Origin of the sequence: Maridesulfovibrio frigidus DSM 17176, from assembly GCF_000711735.1 — a bacterium.
GTDB classification, from domain to species: domain Bacteria; phylum Desulfobacterota; class Desulfovibrionia; order Desulfovibrionales; family Desulfovibrionaceae; genus Maridesulfovibrio; species Maridesulfovibrio frigidus.
In genome coordinates this window covers 56370-78248 of the sequence record NZ_JONL01000009.1, presented here as the reverse complement: position 1 = coordinate 78248, position 21879 = coordinate 56370, and the positions used below count along the sequence as shown (strand labels likewise).

Here is a 21879-nt window from a genome sequence, read left to right as displayed (position 1 = left end):
CGTAAGAGGTAACCATGAACAAGAGATTTGATACCCCGGTTAACAATTGGTGTTTTGACAGATTAGAACAAAGGATCCTGCTTTCAGGCGAAGCTATGGTTGAGCCTGTGGATGCACAGGAGTCTTCCGAAAGCTCGGAAGAAGCCGCCGGAGAAATTGTTACTGTTGATGATCAAGCGGTTGTGGAACTTTCGGGGATTGGTGAGTATGAGCCTGAAGTTCAGGGAGTACTTGTTGATCTTTCGCCTGAAAATGTTCTGCCGGAGGTAAATGCAGCTCTTGCGGATGTCCTTCCTGATATAAGTGGACTTACGGACATCCACCTCACTCCAGATGAGATTCTTGAAGCTCCTAGTGACCTTATTATTGACGCCGATGAAATCCTTACCGGAACCGGTGAGATTAACGGAACCGTCGTTAATGAAGGAACTGTAAGCCCTGGTAATTCACCGGGACTTCAGACAGTTGATACCTACACTCAGGCTTCTGATGGAACGCTGATCATGGAAATTGGCGGACTTACCGCAGGTCCCGGCGAAGCTGGAGATATTGATAACGGCTATGACCAGATAACCGTTAACGATGCAGCCTCTTTTGATGGAACTCTTGATATACATCTCATTAACGGGTTTACCCCTACAGCCGGACAGGTCTTTGACATAGTTAATTACGGTTCTGCCACAGGTAATTTTTCCACTTATACTGGTTTGTACATCGGTGATGGACTTTATTTTAAGCCTGTTTATCAGGTAGATAAGCTTCAGCTTGTTGTTGAAGAAGTCCCTGCCGGATTGCTGCGCGACGTAGGAGAAACGTCTGAACTTGAGACTCTTGCTACTTTCGCTGCAACAGCTGCTCCCGGAGATCAGGTCGTAGTGACTGGTGGTTTTGATATTGGCGGACAGACTCTTGAAGGTGAACTAACTTTCAAGCGCAGCGCTGATGATTCCGGCTTTGATGTACTTTTTTCAGATCTGACTATTTCTGTTGGTGCTGGAGGGGCAACCGGATCTATGGTTAACGGTTCCGGTGCTCTTTATATTGCAGATTCCGGCGGCACAGCTGGGACTATGACTGGTATGCTCACTGTAAACGGCGTTGCTGATGTTTCCGCGACAGGTAATGTTACTTATGAGTTTAATACTATTTCCGGCGCAGTTAATCGCACCATAGGCTCTACTACTCTTAATATGCAGGCGGATACCGCTTCCAAGTTCAGTGGGGCGATGACTCTTTCTATCGCCGGACTTGCGAATATGTCTGGTAACTTCGTTATCCAGCAACAGGGTAGCGGGGCTGATTCCAGCTTTTATGTAGACGGTAGCAGCATTTCTTCCTCCATCGGAACCGGAGCTGACCTTGTGGATGGCTGGATGGCCATGATTATCGCAGAAGATGCCGGTGACGTGGCCAAGTATGCCTTTGTCGGCGGCGGTAACTTTTCATTTGGTGCAGGTTCAGGTTCTGCTGTCAGCGCGACTGCTTACGTAAAGGCGAACACTCTTGGAAAGTCCGTTAACGAGACTTTTGATATTTCCGGTACTGAGCGAACCATTACATTTGCTTCCGCAGATATACTTGCGGTTTCCGATTTTGATATGGAGCTTACTTCGGGTTTGAAGAGTCAGCTTGGAACAATGGCTGATTCCATCAATGCCTTGCGTGACAGCCTACTTTCTTCTGTCGATGACGATGGAAATATCATATCCGTCAGCAAGCTTGCTGAAACGATTCCAGGCACCAATATTTCCATTGAAAGTTTGCTCGATTCCTACGATATGTTCGCACTTGGTGATTATATAGATCATTATTTGAATCAGCAGGACACTCGCGTAGACTCCATTCCTCTTGGTGACTACACAGCCACTTACGGTGTGCCCACCATGACTGGCCTGTACAACTATTTGAAGACCAACTGGGTTCCTACTCTTGATAGTGTTGATCCCAGTGCACTGAACATTGATATTACTGCTTCAGGGTTTGAAGTAAGTTTTGCCAACACTTTTTCTTCTACTGAGTCGGTGACTATTGATTTAGGGGAAGAGGTCTCTACGTTAGGTTTGGTACTGGACAGTGATCTGGTTGTTGATGTTGATGTTTCAAATTCAGTTGATTTTGATTTTGCTGTCGATTGGGACATGGGCGAAGCTGACTTTACTCTCAATTCCATGGATTACACAGCTTCAGCCAGCGTGAATGATCTCGTTGTTTCCGGTAATTACGGACCTCTTGAAGTTAGCCTTGGTAAGGTTGGAACCGAAGCCACTGCGGTGATCAATCTTGCTGGTTCCATCATTACTGATGGTAGTGACAATTTTGCGCATACGACCACTACTGATACCGTGACAGTGAACCTTCCTGTTTTTGCCTCTCTTGCAGGCACGGAAATTACCGGTGCTGGAACACCGCGTATCATCATTGAAGGAACGCCGCTGACTTCAACTGACGCTTTTACTTATACCACTGAAAATTTTGATCCATTTGCTGGTTTCACCGATGTTTCTGTCGGCGACATGATTCTCATGTTTCCCAACTTTCTGACCATGCTGGATGACATCCGCAATTCGGACGGACTAGGCAAGAGTATTCCTTTTATGGAATCCTCACTTGATCAGGTCTTTAATTTTGCTGAAGGGTTTAACCAGGAGATATACTCAAAGATTGATTTCAATCGTTCTCTAGTCGTCTCGGTTGACGGTCTTTCAGGTTCACTGACTGCTGATTCTGTTGAATTTACCGTGGCAGGGCAGACTTTCAGTGACGATCTTTTACAACAGTATGTTACTTTCGAAGGTCTAGGTACACGTCAAATTCGTGGCATAGATGGCGACACTCTAACCCTGTCCAAGGGGTTTAGTGCTGATATTGCCGATGTGAATTTCAAGGTTCACATGGCTCAGGAACAGATTCAGACAGTTCAGGAATTCGTCACTGCGGTGAACAGTTCCGGAGTACTCGGCGGGCTTTCAATTGCTTATGATCTGGCAGAGCAGAAGTTCACGGTTCCGTTAGAGTTCAGCCATACTCTTGCTGATATTGAAAGCGATATCGCTTTTGATTTTGACATGGGTGATTTGGCAGGACTTGAAACTTCAGCCAAGGGTACTATCGGCGCTACCGTTGAGGGTGGATTAAATCTTTTCTTCGATCTTGATGGTCTGACTGCAACTGGAAATGACGGAGCACTGACTGACGGTTCCACCACTTTCACTTCCGCCGGAGCCAGCTTTACTGCTGCCATGGTGGGCTACTCCCTTGATATTGACGGCAATAGTTACACCGTTGCCAGCGTAACTGATGGGACAACTCTGGAGCTTACCGAAGCTGCAACTGGTGATCTCGCAGGCTCAGATTACGTATTAAGTGAAGGTTTCCAGATTGGTATTGAAGATGTAACCGTTGATGCTACCATGAACGCTGCGGCCAGTGATCCTGAAATTACTGCTAATCTAGGTTTCATTGGTATAACAGCAGGGGGAGCAGGTAGCGGATCAGCCATTCAGGCCACTTCTACAGCTAGCGGTTCCCTTGAAAAGTCCGGCGGAGATACTCGTTTCACAACTACTGAAATGCGCGGTAGCACGTTCCTTGATTCTCTGACCATGACTCTTGTGGGTAGTGGGTCTGCTTCTATCAAGTCACTGACTATTGATCCCGGCGTAGGTTCCGATTTACCGCTGGCACCTGATGCTGAAATAGCCATCTACGTGCAGGATATCGTAAGCCCCGGCACTACCGTAAAGGTGGAGCAGGACGTTACCGAATCTTTTGATCTTGCTAAGCTGGTTGCTGATGGCGGGGCCACTTCATCGGACACCATAACTGTCATTCCTGATCTGGGTGACGGGTTTGCATTTCAGGAACTCTCTTTTCTTGATATTGTTAAGGCAGTGCGCATGGGCATTGATTTTGTAGGCGATGCTTTCGGTAGCAGTGAGCTTTATACCGCTATTTTGCCCATTCTGAATTTTTCTCTCATGGAAGCGTTCAGCGTGGTTGATGACTTTGCAGCTCAGCTTGAGATTGCTGCTGAGAATCCAGCTGCTTCCATCCAGCAGGCGGAAGCTATCTTTGAAGATGCTTTCGGCCTGAACGACAACAACTCTCTAGACAAGCAGGATCAAGCTTTTTCTCTTTACCTTGACGGTGATGTGCTGAACATGCACATGGATTACGGTCAGGTCATGTCTAAGCTGGTTACTTTCAATGTTGATCTCAAGCAGCTTCAGGATCTTGCCGGGGGAGCCATTCCTGGACTTGATGGAATTGATACGCTTTCCGATCAGCTCGGCGCAGGAGCCGCGGCTAACATCCTTCTCGAAGGGATGTTTGAATTGCAGGTGGATGCCGGAATCCAGTTTGCTTCCGGTCTTGAACCTGAAATTTTCCTTTATGATTATGATGAAACACGTATTGAGCAGGTTACTTCAGCCGACCTCAGCGGTGTTCCATTTGTTGCAGATTCCAGTGAAGTTACTGCCGGAATGTATGCCAACATTCTTGCTGAGTTTCAGGCAGCCATTGACGCAGCCGAGGCTGGCGGCGAAACCGTAACCTATTTGCAGGCTGTAGTTGTTTCCGCCATTGATGGTGGTAGCGAAGCCGTATCCTTGCTCACTGATCGTCAGCGAGCTCTTTTGGCTCTTGAAGCCCAGCTTGAAACTGATTTGAGTATTGATATTGAACTGTTTGTCGGTGAACGTACTACCGCAGCTGATGCGGTTACCGCTGCAGCAACAGCGGCTTTTGTGGATATTCAGATTTCCCGTGAAAAGTCAGTTTCTGCTGACAAGGCCCGTGGAACTTACGGTCAACTCGGTTTTAGAGTTGCCGGAAATAACATGGACATGGATTTTGAAGTTGGGCCTATGACCCTTGGCGTTGAGGGCGGAACAGTTGTCATCGACGGTGATGGCGATGTGGATACCCATGATTTTGCAACTCTCACCGTACGTCTGGATCAGCTTGCACCTGATGCTCTCGGTGCAGAAGTGCCGCAGGAAATTAAGGATGCTCTGCCTGAAAATGACGGTCGTTTTTATCTCGGAACAGAGGATATTAAGTTCAACATAATCCCTGTGGTTGCAGGTGATATGGATATCAACTTGCCTTTGCGTATGGATTTTGCGGGTCTTGAATTCGATCTGCCAAGTCCCATGCACATTGAAGTTTTGCCGGACATAGATTTCGGTGATTTCCTTAACGGGCTTACCCTGCCTGATCCACCGGATCTGCCTTCCCTTAGTATTGATACTCCGGATATTATCGGATTTTTTCAGGGATTGGGCGGAAATTTTAACTTGCTGTCTATTCTCCAGAATCCCGGACTTTTCATTGACGGCATAGATTTCAGCCTAGGTGCGTTGCAGGATATTTTCCTGAATAGCTTTACTGTAGACCTGCCCATTATCGGTGATGTTCTAGGCGATTTCAGCGGATTCTTAGGTGATATCCGCATTGATCTGCTTGCTGATTTGCGAGCTGATCTTTCGATTGAAGGCGGTCTGATTCAGCTTGTGCGCATGAGCTACTTCGAAGTTTTCGGTGAGTCAGGTCTGGATATCCTTCAAGATTCTACCGGAGACGCCATTATAGATATCAATGACGTTCTGGTCGGCTGGTATGACATTGATCAGGTCAGCCTTGGCGACTGGACCACAGGCGGTGACCTGCCTGATAATGTGGATGCAGTACAGTTTGATATGCAGCTCGGTGGTTCCATTGTGGCCACTGGTGTTGACATTCCGCTGGATATCGAACTGCCGGGGTTTGAGTTTGATATTGACGGAGGTTTCGGCCTTGACGCTGACTGGTCCTTTGATTTCGGTACTGGAATCAGTGGAACTGACGGCTTTTACATGGTTGCCGATAACGGCAGCGACCCTGAATTTGAAGTTGACGTCAACGTCTTCCTTGACGGAGATCCAAGCACAACCGCTGTAGATCCTTTTGTTGGGACCGGACAGCTCGCCTTTTTTAAGGCCACTCTTACCGATAACGGTATCGGCGGCGGCAAGGCTAGCGGTCTTTACGGTGGACTCGACATAGATTTCAAGGGTGATTCCCGCGGTCGCATGACCAATAATTTTATTTCTTCCCAGCCTGCCAGCAAGGTTTTTGTTCCCGAGTTTTTTGTTGATGGCGAGCTGAATCTCGGCGTGGTGCTGGAAGTTGACGGCGTAGCAGCTATGCCTAAACTGGTGGGTGATCTGACCATTGATTGGGACTGGACACTGGCAAACGGCGCAACAGCTCCGGTTATCAATATCGAAAACCTCGGTGTTGACGTTGATTCGCTTGTGGATGATTTCTTGCTGCCCATAACTGAGCAGATTGAGGATATTCTGACTCCGATTAAGCCTATTGTAGATGGCCTTTATACACCTATTTCCGGCCTTGATGCACTTGGCGTGAATAATGTGATGGATCTCATCGATATCATCATGATTTTGGAGAACAAGCCTGCTGTTAACTGGGCTTTTGTTGAAGCAGCCCGTTTCATGTTGGAGATGCCGGATACTGTGCGCAGTTGGTCCGCAGCTGGCGGAGTCATCATTCTCGGCGACATTTTGAATCTAGGTTCCGACAATGTTACCGTAGTGCAACGTCTTGTTGATCTGCCTGAAGCTCTTGAATCCAATGTTTCAGCTCTTGAAGGTAAGGCGCAAGGCAGCGGTTCTGCCGGAGACGCAGCTAGATCAGGCTTTAAGTCTCTTGAATATGTCACCGACATCTCTAACTGGATGAATGTTCTCACCGGAGGGGATGCCACTCTTTTCACTTATGAAATGCCGCTTTTGGTTGCTGAGGCTTCTTTCCGTGTTCCTATTGCCGGGCTTAAGCTCGGACCGGCAGATTTCGGGATCATGGCTATTGGCGGATTGACCGCCACTGCTGATTTAGCTTTTGGATATGATACTGCCGGTATCAAGAAGTCTCTTCAGACCGGAGATGCTTTGGATGCCTTTGACGGGTTCTATGTTTCCGATGTTACCCTGCCAGAATTTGCCGATGGCTCTATTGTGCCGGGAACTGGTGGAGAGGAGAAGCCGGAACTGTCCTTTGATCTTGATGTCGGGATTGAGGCTGGAGTTAGTGCCGGAATCGTAAAGGCCGGACTCGTCGGTACGATTACTTTCTTTGCTGATTTTGATTTGCAGGATATTGCCCGCTCGACCCTGACTAAGGATGCTGACGGGTATGTTACCGACGTGGACTGGGAAGCTGACGGTAAGATTCGTATGTCTGAAATTCTCACCATGGTCGACTACGGCGGCCCAGAGGCTCTTTTTAATACCACTGCGGGAGCAGTCGCTTCTGCCGGAGCTTATGTAAAGGTCAAGATTCCTGTGGTAGGAACTAAGACCGTCGTCGATATTGAGCTTTTTGAGACCACTTTGTTTGAAATTTCTATCGACGCTCCTAACGTGAAGCCTGATCTTGGCCATATGGAAGGTTCCACCTTGCATCTTAATGCAGGAACTGACGCAGGACTCCGTGAATATTTTGACACCAAGGACAGCGGTGAACAGTTCTGGCTCAGCGGTGATAGTGGTACTGTTAATGTTGAGTTCGACAACTGGTATCAGACGTTTACCGGCGTAACCGATGTCGTAGTTGATATGGGCGAAGGCGATGACTTTCTAGATGCAACTCTGCTAACTGATGTTTCCATGAATGTGCGCGGCGGGGCAGGTGACGATACCATCCTAATCGGCTCTGGAGGCGGATCTGCTTTCGGTGACGCGGGTGATGATACCATCACCGTTGTGAGCGGAACAGCTACATCCACACTCGAGGGCGGAACTGGTGATGATAAGCTTACCGCACTAGGTGGTAACGATTTCCTGCGCGGCGGGGCCGGTAACGACAGGCTCTTCGGCGGGACTGGTAGTGACTCCCTTGATGGTGGCACCGGAGACGATGTTCTTGAGGGCGGTGCAGGTAATGATACCTATGTGTTCGGCGATGATTTCGGTTCCGACCGATATTCAGATAACGTCGGCGATGTAGCTCTTGATTTTTCATCCATGACTACCGGACTGGATATGTCCATCGGTAGGAACGGAGTTAGTGGCATCAATACTGATGGCGGCGAGTTCCGCCTCAGTAGCGGTAAGGTCAATTATGTGAAGCTTGGTTCCGGCAACGATGTTGTGCGGGTTAAGGACTTTACCGAATGGACTACCGATATAGTTGATACGGGTGGTAATGATAAGTATCAGGTTACCGCCGGACGTGCCGGAGCAACTCTTGCAACCGGAACGATCAACATCAAGGATAACAGCGGCGCATTTGACGAAGTCATCGTAACTCAGACTTCCCGCGAAACTCCGCTGTTCGTGAACAACGGTCCTGTCGGGTATAACGGACAGGTTGCTAATGGCCGTGAAGTTCTAAATTTTGATAGCGGTCTTGACCGTTTGACCCTTGCCGGAGACGGCGCAGACTTTAATGGTGGCGAGATTGAATCTTTCGGAGGCGGTGTTGTTTATGATACCGCTGAAGCTGATAATGTTTCCGATATCGGTACTACCGGATTCAGAGTTATCGGGCAGAACATCGACATGCGCAGTGAAATCAAGGCAGGACATGTAATCCTCGATTCCATTGACTTCATAGATGTGACGGAACGACTCACCGCCACTTCCAGCGGCTATGTGGATCTGCGCAGTTACGGTGACGGGGCTGATATTACTTTAAATGCCGATGTACTGGTTTCCGCAGGAACTGATTTTGCGGGCGATGGCAGTGGCTGGGTTCGCATGGTCAGTGCAGATGGGGCCATCATTAACGGCAACGGATCTGAGATTATTGCAGCTGCAAGTTATCTCCAACTGCGGGCGAAGGATGGAATCGGGGCAACTTCCGCACCGCTTTTGACCACAGTTATGGAGCTCACCGCACTTACTTCTGAAATCGGTTCGGGTGATATTGTCATCACTGAAACTGATGATCTGAACATTATTGTTCAGCGCACTTTAAGCGGTGACGAGAATCCCGGATTGCATGTTGATCCCGCCAACGGCGAAGATCGCTGGGAATCCAAGTTGGATTGGGATAACGCAGCTTCCGTGCAGTGGTTGAGTGATATTCAGGCTGGCCGCAGTGACTACGGTATTGAAGTCGGTAACGGCAATCTGTTGCTGACCCAGAAGTCTACTGACGGGTTGCTCACTCTCGAGTCCGGTGACATTCACACCATTTTAGAAGGCGCAAATATAACGCTGACCGTTGACGATGTTGATTTCGTTTCCGGTGAAGATATGATTATTTCTTCGGGTGATTTGACCATTCAGGCCGACTCATTGGCTTGGGATTATCTGCTAGGAACCGCTGCCGAGTCCATCGGTGGTGGCGAAACACTGAACAGCACCCACACTACTTCATTAAATATGGGATTGCGCGACTTCGCGGCTCTGGCAGACGGGTTCAATCTCGTAACCATTGGGCGTCGTAACGCAGATAACACTATGACTATCGGTGATATCTACACTCCTACGGAAGTGAAGATGACCGGAACTCCGCGCAGCGAAGATGCAATCCTGCGTGATCACACCGTGTTTCTATCAGATGAACTCGTTGTAATGGGTAATGTGCAGGGAACTGGAAATACCGTAGAACTTCACGGTTACAATGTATCTATCAACTCACAGAACTTTCATGATCCGCTTGGTACTCCTGATTCAGGTGTAACAGCTAAGGAAGTCATTGTTCAGGCTGACGAACAACTCCACGTAGGCGGCTGGTTGGTAGCAGACGATCTTGTTGATATCGATGTCACTGCCACCAGTGGCGTTAATAGACCCGCAAGCGGATTTTATGTTGCTCCTCCAAATGGCGTGACTTCCGTCTTTATGGATGTAGGCTCCCGCATTGAGTCCCTTAATGCCGACTCCACAATAGATATCGACGGCACAAAGGCTATGCAGATAGGCAGCTTCATTGAAGCCCATGGCGCAGGCTCCACCATTGATATAGATGTGGGAACTGACTTTTTGCTTAAGGAAGCGGCCACTGTTGCTGCTCGTAGTGCGGATGGCTTGATTGACATTAACGCAGGCGGAGTGCTGGCTATTAACGCCGGTTCAGCCGTTAGCGCAGGGATTCGTTACAATGATGTGGACGGCAAGCCTGTTCCTGAACTCATTGGCGCAGGAGCGGATATCGTTTTGATATCTGCCAACGAAATGCTGTTGGGCGGCTCTGTCGGAACTGCTGACGGGCTGACCGTTTCATCCGGCACAGGGGTGCACGATAACGAAGATTATGGTGATCCTGATCATATTTCTTACAGCCCCGCTTATTCTATTTACAACAAGCAGGCTTACTTTGACATGATCAAGGGAATCAGCCCGGACCATTATTTACAGGACCATAATTCCGGTTACGGCCTTATGGTTACCGGAACAATCGTTTCCCTCGGTGACAATCAGCAGGTAGTTCTTTCCTCTGCCGATGATTTTATTTTACGCGGTAATGTTTCTGCTATCGGATCGGACTCCGGCATCACCTTGCAGTCTGATACTTTCACTTATGTGGAAGGTTTTGTGACCGCAGACAAGGAACTTAAGATTCTTGGCGGTATCCAGTTAGACGGCACGGACGTGAACGGTATGGACCAGCACGGTTCAAGTCTTTACGTACATGGAACTTCCACTTTGCGTACAGCCGCTGCTGATGGCGATATCCTCGTTGACGGTTCCGCGGACGTTGATCTCTACGGTGTACTGGTCGCGGGTGGATCTGTTGGTACTAGCGGAGTTATCTGGTCCGGTGAGGGCGCAGATCTCACAGTACGCGCCGGTTCACAACTTAATGTTGATACCGGACTTCTTGCTGCCGGTAATGTCATAGTAAAGGGCGGGACTCCCGGTATTGAAGATAACGATATGGGACTGCTCGTTACCACTGCAGGAGGCATGACTGCCCGTGGTTATAACGGAGTGGGCGGTAACATCATTGTTACTGGTTCCGGCAATATGGAAATGATGGGAACTATGGTTGCTGGCGGCTCACTGGTTCAAACTTTTGATGACGAAGGCGTTCTTCTTTCTCAGCACATTGATTGGTCCGGCACCGAAGGAACTACCAACATAAATGTTGCAGGGCAGGCTTTCATCGGTGGTAATACCGTCAATAAAGATGGCGATGCCACTGTAACAGGCGGTTACATTCACTCAGCAGGTGATCTGACTATTCAGGGTGGCTCAAATGATAGCGGCACGGGCGTACGCATTCAAGGTGCATCCGAAATTGCGGTCAAGAAGGTCGATGGTCTTATCCATGTAATAGCTGATCAGGATGCCGAAATAATGGGGCTCCTTGCTGCTGGTGGTGAAATAAAGACAGTTCGTGATGCTAGCGGAGCGGTTCAGGGTCGTTACATTGAAACTTTTGGCGGAGCTTCCAGGGTTAAGATCGAAGCTGATAACCAGATTCGCGTGGGTGTAGGACTCAAGGCTGGACAGTCCATAGATCTTATTGGCGGAGTTGATCCAGTTGAGGCTGATCCGGCTGACGGTTCTACCAATCATTCCGGTAAGGGAATCGTGTTGCTTGGTTCTGCCCAGCTTGAGACATGGATGGAGAATTCCACCATCAATCTGAATGCGCCGGGTCGCATAGACGTGCTGGCTCCTGGTCATACCAACGAAATCCTTGCAGACGCGTGGCCTTACAACGCAGCAGGAACACTGCCTCATGACGTGACCCTCGACATAGTGCTCGATAAGGTCAGTCACGATATCACTGCGTCTGTGACCATCTCTGCGGCAGATACTGCGGACAATACTTCCTTAAACGATCTCATGGCCGATGTGACGGCAGCTCTTGAAGCAGCCACATGGACCGTGACCCGTTCCGATGTCCCTGAGTTTGTTGTGGGTGACACCTACGCTGACTTTGCTGACGATCCTACAACCGGAGCTCAGGTTGATCCTGACATGGAGCTAAAGCTGCGTGACGGACGCCTTAACTTCACTGGTCCTTACGGAATAACTATTGCTGATAGTTCTGTGAACGGAGATTACCTCGGACTAGACCTAGCTTCCGGCGATCTGGAATCAGGTCTTTACTACGCCATTGACGCTCGTAATACTGGCTCCGTGGTCAACCTCGGCGCGGAAGACGGACCTAATGATAAGATTTACGTAGGTGGTAAGGTTATCGCTAATAAGGCCATCAACATGTATTCCGGCACATCTGCTGACGGTGTTGATATCGATCTTGATGCCACAGGAGTTCTTGAAACCGTTAACGGTTCCATTGAGTTCAACGCAGGTGAAAATGGCGTAATCAAGGGGAACGTCATCGCTGGCGGTGTTGGCTCTGACATCATTCTTAACTCCGATACCCGCCTTGAAATCCGCGGGACTCTCGAAGCTTATGATTCTGTTGTCCTTACCGGCGGAACAACTGAGTCAACTGGTCAGGAAAGTCTCAAGATTGAAGGCACTGCCAAGATCCTCTCCACCGGAGGCGGCGGCACATTAACCCTAAATGGGGCTAATGATGTGGTCATTGACGGTGTTGTCGGCTCGGGTAGCAATGCACTTGCAGCCGTGAACATTGATTCCGAATTCGGAGATGTTACCTTAGCCAAGACTTCAGGGCGCATCACCGCTAATACTCCGCTGACTATCACGGGTAAGAATATTGATATTCAGGGCGTAATTGAATCAGTCTCTTCTAACGGAGCAGGTGCTGAAGTTTCCATTACCGCAGACAACAATCTCACCATTCAGGGTGATGTTTCTGTTGATTATGATCTGGCTCTGCACGCAGGAAACTCTGTTGAAATTTTTGATGCCGCAATCGAAGTGAATAATGCCGAGTCGACCATTAGGGTTACTTCTGATGGTAACATTACTTCTTCCAAGGTTGCTGTGGCTTCCGGTCATGATACATTGCCGGACGGTCAGCTTTATCAGCAAGGCGCAACTATTCAGGGTACTGGGTCTATCTTCTTTGACGCTGCCGACAGTCTGACCATCGGTTCAGCGATTCTAGTCGGTACATCAGATGCAGGTAGTAAGATTACCCTCGAAGGTTCCACCGTAACAGTCATGGGCTCCGTGCTTGCGGGGGCGACTGTAACAGGCGGAACCACATGGACCGGAGCTGACTCTGTTCTTGATGTTGACGCAATCGAGCGGCTCAATATCGGCGGGGATGCTATCGACTCTGACGGGTTTAACGCAGCGGCAGCCGGTAACCTCAAATCTTCCGGTAACCTGACCATTGATGTAGTCGGCGGAAGCAACGACATTTCTGTGAACCAGAATTCCCTTTCATCCATCAGCGCAAATTCCGCTGTAGGTGATCTGGAAGCTGACGCAACAGCCAGTCATGTGACCATCAATACTGATCATGGCATTTCACTCTACGGTTTCACTGAAGCTCCAGATGCGGAAGGAACCGTGACCATCAATGCTGGTGATACTGCTTTCTTTGACGGCATCACTGAGGCAGGTAAGACCATTACTGTAATTGGCGGAGACGATGATTCCGGCAAGTCCATACTTTCCCGCGACCATGTTTATAAGCGTGATATTATAACAGGATTTTTCCTCGATGCAGAAGATAAGCTTATGGATGGGCTGGGTAATCTGGTCGATGCAGACGGCGACAATGTTGATGCAAGCGGTGTGAAACTTGCCGATGGCGTTGAGCCTGTAAAGGGCGGCGATCCTATCCGCCTTTCCGGTGCCACTTTTGATGTGGGCGAGGGCGGAACTATAACTTTTGAAGGCGTAGCAGATGTTTATCTCGGCGGTCAGGTGGGTAGGCCCAAGTCCGTTGACGGAGCTGTGACTACGAATCCTGTTACTGTGACTGCAACTTCTACAATTGGAACCGTTGCCGTTACTGGACTGGTCAATGCTGTTGAAAAGGTTACCGTGCAGGGTAACTCTGCTTCCGTATTTTCTGGAGGCGTGATCCGCACCTATGCCGATTCAGGTCAAGTTGAAATTAACGTGACTGGAAACGTGCTGGTATCCGGAGATGATGGCCTTAACGGAAAGGGAATTATCTCTGCTGCTGATCGTGTTCATATCAAGGGTGACAATGTCCGTCTTGATGGTAACATCAGCGCCAGCCGTGATTCTGATTCGTGGATTGTAATTAACGGAATTACCTCTGCTATCATGGGTGGAGTTTTAAGTTCACAGGGTGATATTGATGTACGGGGCGGCATCACTGCCGACTGGACACAGGAACAGCTTTTGGCTTCCTCTGTTGATGTAGCGATTCTCGGTGATGCTCTGGTGCAGGTAGTTGGACAGGGCAGTTTAAACGCGCAGGGCGATATCAATATCATTACCGGTGGTGATTTTGAAGTTGATGCTACTGCTGCTCTCGGAGACGGGCAGAAGGCTCTGCTTACCCCCATCATTACCAACAGGGCCGTGACCGTACAGATTCCTAACGGTTACCAGAAAGTTGCAGACGGATTTATCCTAATGCCGGAAGTTAGCTGGGTAGCTACCACTTTGACAGATCAGGTCGGTACTGAAGAAGTTAAGTCCGGTATCGAATATTTCACAATGGATGTAACCCTCACTCAGGATGCCTACTACAATGGCACCACTCTGCGTGAATGGTTTGTAGAAGGTGTTGATTATCACAATGCCAGCGTAAATTGGAGCGTCACAGGTGCGATAAGCCCCGTAGCCGATTATAGTCCTTTCAACACTCTTACTGACGCACAGCAGGATGCGGTACTCAAGCATCTTGGCTACATGCGTCTATACGATTTTTCCTACTCCAATCCTGAACGTCATGTTGTTGAAAACGGTAACCCCACCAAGAACATTTGGACTCCGGCATGGAAGGATAATGATCTTGAGATAGTGCACATCGTTGTGTCTGGCTGGGAAGACAAGTATATCCGCATGCAGCAGGGCGCAGCCGCTGATGTATTACGAGTTGTGACTCAAGGCGAGGCCGTAGTTTCTGAAGTGGTCGTGGGACGCTATCAGGATCAGGCTACTGTAAAATACACTCAGGTTTCTTCGGCGCACCGTTCTTCTAGCTATGATGTGGATGAACCGTGGGGAGCCTTATATGAATCATATGACGTCACTGATTATGATGGGGTAGATGCTAGTTGGGATGTCAGCTATGTGGCTAGCACAGGTGATCGTTTTTATGAAGTCTATGACGGACGTACCGGAGCTAGTCAGGTCAATCATTATTTCGATCCACTCTGGGTCGCTGACAGTACTGATGCAACACGTCTCAGCTCTGAAACATCCAATAAGTCGGATCTGAAAGCCACTGCAACTGTCAGTTATTTTGACACAACTCTCAGCGTCGGCGGCAAGATTGTGACTAATACCCACAATGTTGATGTTGGTATTGACGAAGCAGGAGACGATTCTTATGGCGTTGATATCGATCCGAAAGGGCTTGCAATAACACATGTGAACGGGGCCGGTTTTGTCGAGCGAAAGTATACTTCGGGTACGAGTAGTAGTACCGCTGGACATGTTAAGATTAATAGTACTGCTGAATTTGAATATTTACAGGTTTGGACAGATGGCAAGTTCAGCGGCACTGAATTTCTTGATATTGGTCTTGATGTCGTTGATTGGAATGCAGTTTGGTATGACGATACAGACGTTAACGGTTCTTATGGTATTATTTGGGCCACGGGGGGGGAAAATGACGCTTATTGGACTTCTTATAGTGGTGATGACTTTAGAGTAGTAACCAATTATTCCGGAAATTCTACTGGGTGGGTCAAGGAAGCAGCGCCTGAAGCGTTTAGTAAGACCCTCACCGAGGATTTTAAGGATTACAACTACGACTGGGAATCCACATGGAATAATGTCAGCGATGATCGCCGTACATTACAGTACCAGTACGTGTCCGATACCACAGATCGTTATTCCAACCGTCCGATCTATCGTACCTATGATGACGTGACTAAGGTCGTTCAGGAAAAGTCCGTTACCATATGGCGCAACAATCCTATCTTTGAAGATGTTGTCGTCAACCGCACTGAGCGGGTTCTGGATGATGGTGGTATGGTTAACTGGGGTGAATTTGAACAGGACGCCCTTAACGCAGTAGGCAATATCAATGTTGTAACTGCTGACGATATTTCCGTGTCCGGCTTGGTGACAGGCTCCGGTGTTGATTCTACGGTTACTTTCACCGCAGGCGGTGACATTACTGTTAACGGTAAGGCTCCGGTAGGGGGCGGCATTGCAGCCGAATCGCTGATAACCTCATCCGGTGAAGTTAAGTTTGTTGCTGAAAACAACATAACCATCGGTGATGCCGGTTCCGTTATAACCACTCTGGATGAAACAGGTGTGGTTGTGGAAGCTGGCGGTGATGCCATCATGGACGGTGATATCACCACCAAGGACAGCATTGTTGTTCAAGCTGCAAATGACATTAAGCTCGGTGGACATTTAAAGGCCGCCAATTTTATCGATATCGATGCCGGATTTGAAGACGGCAGTGGCGCATTCACTGGAGACGCAGGTGGCTTACTCGAAGTTACTGCGGCTGAAGGTTTTGTGAATCTCACAGCCGGAACAGACTCCGGTGATATGAATATCACTGATACCACCATAACTGCCCTTGATCATGTAACCCTCACCGCAGAAGGCGGGGCAATCAGACAGACTGGTGGCGTTATCACTACTGCCGAGTTGACTGGACTTAGTCAGGATGGATTTGAGGCCAACACCTCAATCGATTCTTTGGCAGTGACCAATACTGTCGGCGGTGGACTGGTCATTAATAATGACAAGGCATTGATCATAACCGACTTTGATACTGCTTCCGGTTCCATTGACGTGACTACTTTCGGCGCTCTGAATGCCGGACGACTGACCACAGGCGGCATGACCGACGATGACGATATCCGCATCAAGGTCTACAACGCAGGCGTTACTTACAATACCATCGCAGTAGGCGAGGGCGGTGAAGGTGATGTAACCATCGAGGTTCAGGATTCCATTAATGTCACCGGCGATGAGTCTAGAATGATCGGTGACGTTGTGACTATTGAAGTGCCTGGTGCCATCAATATCACCACCATTGCCAACACCCTAAACCTTAGTTCCTACGAAGGCGGAGATATCACCATTAATGATATCAGCGCGGACGGCGTGAATCTAGGCAGGGTTATTGCGGGCGAAGGTGAAATCTCAGTTACTGCTCTGGGTGATGTAGGCATCAAGGATGTTCAGGTTCTCAGCGAACGGCGTGATCTGGAAATAATTTCTGGAGGACTAGTTTTCGGTATTGATAACGGAGTAAATCCCAATATCTTCACTGATCAGCTGACCATCAGCGCAGAGACTGGAATTGAAAATATTTCAACACGTATCAATGAACTGAAGTCCATATCCAGCACAGCCGGGGATATTTCTTTCATCAACACTGAGTACATAGGTGACATTGTAGCCGACCTCACCATAACAGATGTGAGGACTGGAGACGGCGATGTTTCCATCACTTCTGACGGTGTAATCCTCGGGTACACCGCTCGTGCGGAAGGTGCTGACTCCAAGCTGACCCTGCGCTCAACCGCTGACAGTGTGGTTATCCGTGATACTTTCGGTGCCGGCGGAGTCTGGGGCGGTTCAGGTGTAGAGCTTGACGCAGCCAAGAAGCTGGACCTTGAAGTAAACGTGGACGCTGAGGATGACCTCATCTTGCGTTCGGGTACTGAGTTCATTCTGCCCACTACGTCAACCTATGCAGCGGACAACATCACTTTAGAGTCCCGTGAAACCATTAAGCTTGAAAATGATCTCGTTTTCGGCGGCGGCACACTGGAACTTATCTCCAGCCGTGATGTGCTTGTAAGCGGAAATATTACTTCTTCTGACGGTTCCAATGTGGATAACCTGAAGATCACTGCACAGGCCGATAATTCACAGAAAATCTTTATTCGTGACACTACCTTCGGCTACGTTGTTTATCATGATGCCGGTGGTAATGAAGTTCTGGAAACTCCTGAGGGTAAGCTGGTACGCGCTGTTGTTGGCGGACGCTACGCGCAGACTGCCATGTACTCACCTGATACACCGGGTGCAGCAGTGGAGCTGCGGACCGTTATGACTTCCAACCTTGATGGTACAGGCTCTTATTATACAACTGGAGGAGCGTCCATTTCCGAAGCTGAAGAAGCAAGATACTCAGTGCTTGAACGCTCTTTCATCGATGTAACCTCCACCACGAATAAGGATGATCTGACTGTTCAGGTGCACATTACTCCTTCTAGTGATATTAGGGTCAGCATCGGTAGCAGTAAGGTTGATAATTTTAACTTTGAAGCTCGTGGAAATACAGGCGAGATTGATCTTGATACGAATTCTGATCTAAATCTGACTACTTCCACATTCAAGGCCACCGGAGATATTGATATCAATACCACCGGGACACTGGCCACCGGAACAAACACTATAGACGGTGTGTCCGGTAACTATGCTGAGTATATCAACCTTACTTCCGGCGGAAATATGGTTGTTGACGGCATGATTGAAGTGGCTGACGGGGTCAGAACGATCAAGCAGGTCGAGAATACTCCTATCGAAGGCCGGGTAACCTTGACCTCCGGCGGAACTATTATTTCCAATGTGGATACTGCAATTGCCGGGGGCAGCAATTTAACCACAGTATCTGTAGGTGAAACCAAGCTGGTCACAGATGTGGACAACCTCAACTCTACTATCACTGGCGTCGGTAACCTTACTATCAAGGATTCCGGAACCCTTACCGTTGAGAACGCACAGATTAGGGAGGGCAACCTCACTGTTGAATCTGGTTCTACTTTGAATGTGGAATCTATGGCTCTGACCACAGATAAGATGGGCAATGCAATTACTCTGATCAACACGAGTGGTAATGTTTATGTTGATTCTATTAACGCAGGACGTTCTTTCGGTATGGTCATGGTGGTTTCAAACGGTGATCTGCGCGAACTCAGCCCTGTAGACGCGGACATAGATCTCACTGCCAACATGCTCGCAGCTTTAACCACAAGTGAAACCACTGACCTTGAGCTTAATGTGGGCGCAGAGGTTATCGGTCGTTCCAAGGACTTTGATCTTGAAATATCCGGAGACTTTACCCTTTTCGGAACTTTCGGTGGACTTATTAATCTGGACGTTCACGGAACTTTGTATGTCGGTGATGTAAATACCATCAAAAATATTACTCTCGCTGCTGACAATGCTGTCGAAGTTCAGGGCGATGTGGTCACCACCGGAGTTGTAGGTGTGACCGGACCGGGCATCAACGTAGCTGCTGACGGATCAATTCAAGGCGGCAGCGTAAATCTTGATGCCGGAACCGGAACCATTAATATGGCCGCTGGTTCTTCCATAGAAGCTACCTCCGGAAACCTAGTTGCAGTAACTGAGACAAGCATGCTGCTGACCAACATGTCGTCGGCTGGCAATATGAATTTGACCAGTTCAAGCGGAGCTATTCTGGATGGTAATGGCGATGACGCCGCCAACCTCGTTGTCGGTGGAAACGCAATCCTTAATGCGGCAAACGGAATTGGTGTTGAGGGCGGCGATGCTCTTGAAACAGCGATTACCGGAACTTTGACCGGGACAGCCACCGCAGGCGGAATCAACCTTGCTGATATGGCAGACCTGACCATCGGGGCAGGTAATCTGATATCAACATCCGGGGCAGTAGCTCTTAAGGCTGCCGGAACCATTACCCTGACCGGGGATGTGGTTGCAGCTGATAGCACCGCAACATTGCTGGCTGGTGGAAATATTGCTCAGGGCGCAAGCTCAAATGTTCAGGCTGATTCTGGTGTAAGTGTCTCATCCTCCACCGGAGGAGTTACGCAGGCAGACGGTGCAACAATCATTTCTACAACCGGAACAGCTCAGCTGGACGCGCAGACTGACGTAAGAGTCTCCTCTGTAACTGCTGAAGGTAATGCGCTGGTAACATCGCGCACCGGAACCATTTTTGACAATACTGCAGGCGCAGGAGCAAATGTCACTTCGATTAATGGGGTTATCAACCTTAGTGCCGGAGTGGATATCGGAGAAGTTGCAAATGCTTTTGATGTAGATGGAGCTGTAACAGCCGCAGCTGGTGGCAATATCAATATCGCTGGAGTCGGCGGGTTAGGTCTTGCTGCCGGAGGCATTCAGTCAAGCGGCGGCAGCGTAACATTGTCTACTGTTGGTAACGCTGTAATCGATCAGGCCGTAACCGCAGCCGGAGCAGTTGCTATAAGCGGAGACGATGTAACCACTTCAAGTGAAGTTACTGGACAGTCTGTTTCCATAACTGCCGGCGGCATCAATTACCTGACCGGAGACGGTCTGCTTACTGCTACTGACGGAGATATCGATTTAACAGGGGCATCCATTGTTCAGACTGGAAATATGCTGGCTGATGCAGCCAATGCCATCACGGTAACTTCCACCGCTGGTGACATTGCCATGCGTATCCAGCCTGATTCTGTAACGGATCAGGGCATCGGTGGCGCGTTGATTACTGGTGATGGAACCATTACTTATGTTTCAGCTAAGGAAATGAGTGTCGGGTCGTTGATAACTGAAGGCGAAGTAAGACTTACTGCGCAGGACGGATCAATCAGTAATGGTTTCGATGAACTGCCAACCGATTTCAGCCCTGAACATTTCATCGGCGCAGGTCTCAACATTGTGGCGGAAACTATGTACGCAGACGCTACCGCAATGATAGGTAAGACCGCAGGAAGTGCCTTGAATATTGAGGTCGATAACCTTTCCGCACTTAGCGGTGAAGGTGTCAACATCTGGGCCAGGGGCGGCGCAACAATTATTGATCCCGGTGTCATTGTTGATGGGGATGGCGATATTGTTATGGTTACCAATGCTGACAGCTTCAGCTTTGACCCTGATGCTGTAACTGATCCTTTGCACGGCATTACCGGTGAAGGTGTAGTCCGTTTCAGAACAGGATTCGTTGTTCCTCCGCCACTTGTAGTTGTTCCTGATACTTCTGTAGATGTGGGAACTGGAACTGGAACTGGAATTGGAATTGATTCAGTACAGCTGGCAAATATTGCAGACAGGATTGCTGCAGATGATCTTGGAAATGATCCTTTTGGACCGGACAACGGGCCGGATGGGCTTGACCCGCTGGGAGATTTTAATGCACCAGGATCAGTGCTTGGCGATATTTTTGGAAACGGTTCTCCGCAGCTGATTCTACAGGAACTTTTTAACGTTCCTAGTCAAAACCAGTCGGGTGAATCCAATCAACCCGGCACGACTCCTTCTACCAGCAATCCTGTTGCTACCGGAGGCAGCATAGTTGGCGATGTAGCAGCTTATGGACTTGGCACCGGAGGAAGTCTTGTAGGTGATGCTTCATTTGAAGGTGTTGGAGACGGCACAGGTAATGCTAGAAGCTTGTTCGGTGGCATTGGCCGCGGAGCAGCTACCGGAGGGTTAGGTCAAATCGGAAGTCTTTTTGACGGAATGGGTGGTGATGGCGGCGCAGATTTGCTTAATCCTGAAACAGCTATTCAGTCTCTCAGGCCTGTTGATAGGCAAACAGGAGAACCGAGAAGCGGTTTAGGGATTGGCGGCTTGCCAGCACTTGAAGGCCGCAATGCCGGTGGGTTGCTGCAATTTCCTGACGACTCTCCCGGCATAGTACTGCCCGGTGAAGCTGCACCTGCATTTACCCCCGAAGGGGAGATTCTTTTACAGGGACAACAACCCGTGGGGGGAACTCCTGATGGTGTAGTTTCGCAGGTGGACCCTGTAATTCAAACTCCTTCAGGTAACGGGCAGTAAAGTCGTCTACAGTGATATAAAATATTTGCTGTTTAATATACAAAGTGTGTTTTTAAACAGTTCAGTCAAACTTTGAACTCATTAT

At 48.9% G+C, this 21879-nt stretch carries 1 protein-coding gene; it reads left to right on the top strand.

The window, feature by feature from the left end:
- The first annotated feature begins 14 nt into the window (after positions 1-14).
- Positions 15-21794 (top strand): calcium-binding protein, encoded by a 21780-nt coding sequence (locus tag BR06_RS0116265; protein WP_031484953.1) that lies wholly within the window; start codon positions 15-17, stop codon positions 21792-21794.
- Positions 21795-21879: the final 85 nt, after the last annotated feature.

Bases quoted from the DNA above. Each gene is read 5' to 3' on its own strand.
- BR06_RS0116265 (WP_031484953.1), top strand. From the start codon at position 15: ATGAACAAGAGATTTGATACCCCGGTTAACAATTGGTGTTTTGACAGA.